4 protein-coding genes are annotated in these 4,293 nt (G+C 47.8%); 1 reads left to right on the top strand and 3 read right to left on the bottom strand.

The features are described from left to right. Together ACT3RU_RS17860 and ACT3RU_RS17855 are read right to left on the bottom strand one after the other, a co-directional pair. The coding region (locus tag ACT3RU_RS17860; protein ID WP_483392973.1) for a GNAT family N-acetyltransferase at window positions 1–327 on the bottom strand (327 nt) is incomplete at its 3' end. Between the two features lie 28 nt (window positions 328–355). Next, entirely contained in the window at window positions 356–919 is a 564-nt protein-coding gene (locus tag ACT3RU_RS17855; protein WP_483392974.1) for a transglutaminase-like domain-containing protein, read from the bottom strand. 610 nt (window positions 920–1,529) lie between these two features. Between ACT3RU_RS17855 and ACT3RU_RS17850 the strand changes: the two genes are divergently transcribed. Beyond that, on the top strand, window positions 1,530–3,323 hold the full coding sequence (locus ACT3RU_RS17850) for a hypothetical protein (RefSeq protein ID WP_192528690.1): 1,794 nt from the start codon (window positions 1,530–1,532) through the stop codon (window positions 3,321–3,323). Between the two features lie 682 nt (window positions 3,324–4,005). On the opposite strand, the gene ACT3RU_RS17845 is transcribed toward ACT3RU_RS17850, so the two are convergent. Beyond that, the coding region (locus ACT3RU_RS17845; RefSeq protein WP_483392972.1) for a transposase at window positions 4,006–4,293 on the bottom strand (288 nt) is incomplete at its 5' end.

Genomic DNA, 4,293 nt, shown 5'->3' with positions numbered 1-4,293 from the left:
CCTAGCATTTAAATAAATTTCTTCAGCCCCCTTTTCAAGCGCTTCATGTGTCAGTTTCGTTAGGATGCTTGCACCTAAGCCCTGCCCTTGCATGTCTGGGCGGACTACCATCTGAGATATCTTAAAGATTCGTGGGCTTTCTTCGCTTAGTCGGCCATATGCGCACAACGAACCATTATCTACTGCAGCGATATGAAAACTACTACACTCGAGTGCATCAAACAGTATTTTTCGCGGAAGGCCAGGAGATCGGAAAAATAAGTCATACCGTAAATCCAATGCTTCTTTGTATAGTTCATCTGTGCTTTCTAAATGAATAAGTTCCATTTTATCTCCTTGCCCTTAACGCCTGCATTCAGCGGCTCGGCCGCTGCAATGTTTTGTTAGCAGCATTCAACTGAATATCCGGTAGATTATCTGCCACCTCGCGATATGTCTTTTTTGTTAGAAGCACGCCAAGAACAGGCGTTATTGGCTCTGCCCATATTTCCGGAAGATCCGCTTCTCCCGCAGTGACTATAGGAAATGCTAGGCGCTCAATTGGGGGACAAAAATCCGCTGTCACTCCTGGTTTATTACCCCGAGCATCAATTCGGTACCAGCCGTGCTCCTCAAGATATAGAGCGTTCAAGCCATGCAGACAAAAAGGTGGCCCATTACCATCATCACTAATGGTTAACCGTTGATAGCATAGGCCCGCCGGTATTCCATTTGCTCGTAGCAATGCTGCCAGCAGGTGGCTCTTCGCATAACAGTAACCTGTACCGTGTTTCAACACGTCGGATGCCTTGCATGTCACAGGATCACACTCGTAATCCCAACTATGCTTGATTTGGTCTCGGACGAAGACAAAGCACTTCTCTGCAACTCGCTTGAGACAGTCAGCGTCAGCGGCTAGTGACTTCGCCTTGGTCTGCACCTCTGGCGTCTTCCAGTCTATGTATTCCGTTGACTCTAGATATTGATGCACGATCTTAACTTCCTAATATGGTTAACGCCCGAAATAACCAGCGTGCGCTGGCACGTCCGGCGCCGCAGTCGCGTAGTTCATTGACTTGTTAGGTGTTTACTCACCCGTGCCCCCTAGACTCTAAAAGATGAAACCCTCGCATTGTAGTAGCCAATATTACTTGATCACTACCACCAGGACCCCAGCCTGGATTGCTAGCACTCTATGCAGGTTCAGCGGGCAGTGAGTTCAGAGCGTGTGCCCCTAATGCCTTACTTCACCTCGTACTTAGTTAAGCGCTCAGTAACCGAACGCACTAGGCGTTTTTTCAACCACGCATTAGTTGCGAAAAGCTACGTAAATAATTTTTTAAATTGATATATGTATTAAACCCACCTTATATACAATATCCGCACGCATTTAAAACACAAGGTATGTGAATATGAAAGTCGCGAGTAAGTCACTGATAGTGCTCATAGTCGCCTCGGCATGTATTGGTTTATTTATTATAAATCAAGACTCTAATGGGCAAGGTGCGAATGCCTCGCAGGTTTCACTAGAAGCCCCAGGAGAGAGCAATATGCACCAGCTATTTGAACAACAACAGGCCATTTACGAAAGTCGACAACAGGCTTTAGCCGAACTTGATGATGCCAAGCTACGTGATCTTTTAGCGAATGAGGTGCGTCACGCCTACTTTTCTACTATCAACACCTTTCATTTATATGGCCAGCCAGGTGATATTGAGTTTAGCTTGCCGCGCATATATCGGCTGTCGGATTACTCGGATGTAGCATCATTGCAGCAAGCTTTTGTAGACAGTATTCGAGCCTTTAACACCCACGTTAATCCGTTATGTATGCGTCGCACCGGCAACCAGGGCATGCAAGTCCAACCAGGCTTTCCCTTGCCAATACGTCACCGCGTTGATTATAAAAGTATAGAGCTCGCGAACGGCGAAGTACTCACCTTGCCGGATACGAATCAGCGAGAACCCCAAGCTGAACGGGTGATTTTGGCTGGCGATACCTACTGTTATCTCGGTCAAGATGAAGACGCTGCGCCGCCCGCCGTGCGTTTAAAGGGTGAATTCAAAGCCCAATTACCCGAGGATGTCATCACCTTCAATTTTAGTGCAGACGATGTTGGTAGAACCTTCGATCAGAATGGCGTGCGTGTCGTATTAGAGGCTTTTGGCGCCTCTTCGTTCGCGTTGCGCATAGAAACCGACGAAAGCAGCACGATTGAGTGGCTTGACCAGGATATCGTCACCGACGCCCAGGATAGCCAAGGTCACTATTTAGCCCATGTGCAGAGCGAGCGGGAACCACTGTATGTGTATGAACGCCTCAACACGCTGTTAGATAATTTATTTCAACGCATGGCACGCAACGATTTGGATTATGACACCGCGCTGGCTGAACTAGAGGCGCTTGACAGCGAGCTTGCGGCGGCATGGGGCGATGCTCATTTCGTTGCTAGTAGCTTTAATGGCCCCGTAGCGCACGGGCAGGTGACGTTATTTGTATATCACGAAGATAGCCAGATCGTGGAGCAAGCGTTAGATATCCCAGTGCATAATATGCCAACGGCACGCCGAGCGGATGCCGGTTTGGCGCAATTACCAGAAATTGAACCCACTGCACCCGTTTACTCAGGCCAACTAGCCCTACGCGCTGAGCGCACCGAACTTGAGGCTGACGAATTAGCCGAGGCGGTGCAAGTAGCGCGCTATTTAATGCCAAGTGATGATACCGACGCTGAGCTCGATTACCCTGGGCAAGTCGCGTGGTATTACCCACCCGTGCAAAGCGATTTACTGATCGACCGTCGTGATCGCATGAGGACGCCGACCATGGCGCTTTTCGAGTTTTTCGATGTTGAGGGCAATCCAGTTAAAGCCCCTGAGCAAAGCAACCTGCAAGCGGAAAAGACAGGCTTTGACGTAAATTCAAAAACCGTGCAGTCGATCCATATGATTGGGCGCTTCAACTATGACCCTGAGCGCTTTACGGGCGTACCCGTTAGAATGACCGCACAGGTTAATATGGCGCTAGCAAGTAACTTGACCAAGCAAGCATACGCAGTGGAGGAATTACCCGCAGGGATTAGCTTTGAGTACAACCGTTTGGTGATTGATTACTCGGAATTTGAGCCAGTTGAGTCAAATTCGTCACCTAACTTGCGACACAATCATGTATTTGCGCGTGACGAGCAAGGGTATCTTGCAGAGATGACATTCCACAGTTTACAGGGCGCAGGGCAATCAAGCGTCGATGTGTATTATTTTTACGGCCAGCCCTCTAGTATTGAGATCTGGTATTTAGGTGAGCTGGATACGCCTGTGTACCCTATAGATGTGCGCCTTGATTAATCGCGCCTATACGAGTGCCAAGCTGCCAGGCCGGGCACGTATTGTGGACACAGCAGACCCATTACATTTTGAGAGTTTTCGGGGTTAGGTTATCGTCTCAGACCATATAGTCTGAGACGATGGCGTATATTGCACCGCCGATCCAGCCCACATTCGGAAAAGGCTCGTCGTCTATCCAAATTAAAGAGGTTGAAAGGTCTAATGCTTCTGCGACTCGCAATTTCATTCCTTTTTACTCTCTAACGCCCGGCACACGTGCCGGTTTGTAGCGGCGGAAAAGCGGTCACTGTGCTGCCGCTTGTTAGAATTTTCATTGAAGTTTGGAATCCAAAAGGTTCCATCGGAGTATGCATTAAACGGGCTTGTTCCCTCCGACAAATGATATTTCGCCACCTCTTTAAGTATGTTTTCAGCAACAGTTTGGAAAATTTAGTTGGGTACAGTAATTCCCATCGGTTAGTAAATGTAATACCTATATCTGCGCAGAAATCATCAATTTGGCTCACCTTCTGATAGAACGGTTTACTTGTAACAACATTAAGCTCTACGGCTCTACCTAGAATTCGATATTCGTGCATAAGGGAATTTCTACACTACCAAAAGAGATTTTTATGCGTTAGCTTTTCCCACACTATTGTAGTGGCATAGTGAATTTGGCCACCTAATTAGAGGTGCTAAGTGGTTACGCAAAAGTTATTGAGTAATCAGTACCGTAACCATTGCATACGTTTTTGACCGCGTCACAAAGCTTATCGAACGAACTGTAGGCTGTTAACGGTAGCCACCGGTATTTGATTTCGCGCCAAAGGATTTCGATCAGGTTCAGCTCCGGCGAATACGGCGACAAATAGACCAGGTGAATGCGATGTGCCATCCAATCAAGAAGTTTGCGCTGAAATGCCTTGGAACGGTGCATTCTGGCATTATCCAGTATCACGACGGTGAAGGAGTCAGGGTCTTTATGTGCCGC

The sequence above is a fragment of the Halomonas sp. TP35 genome (assembly GCF_052375975.1).
In the GTDB taxonomy this organism is placed as follows: domain Bacteria; phylum Pseudomonadota; class Gammaproteobacteria; order Pseudomonadales; family Halomonadaceae; genus Vreelandella; species Vreelandella citrativorans.
The sequence above is the reverse complement of the archived record's forward strand: the minus strand, read 5'-3'. Positions and strand labels throughout refer to the sequence as shown.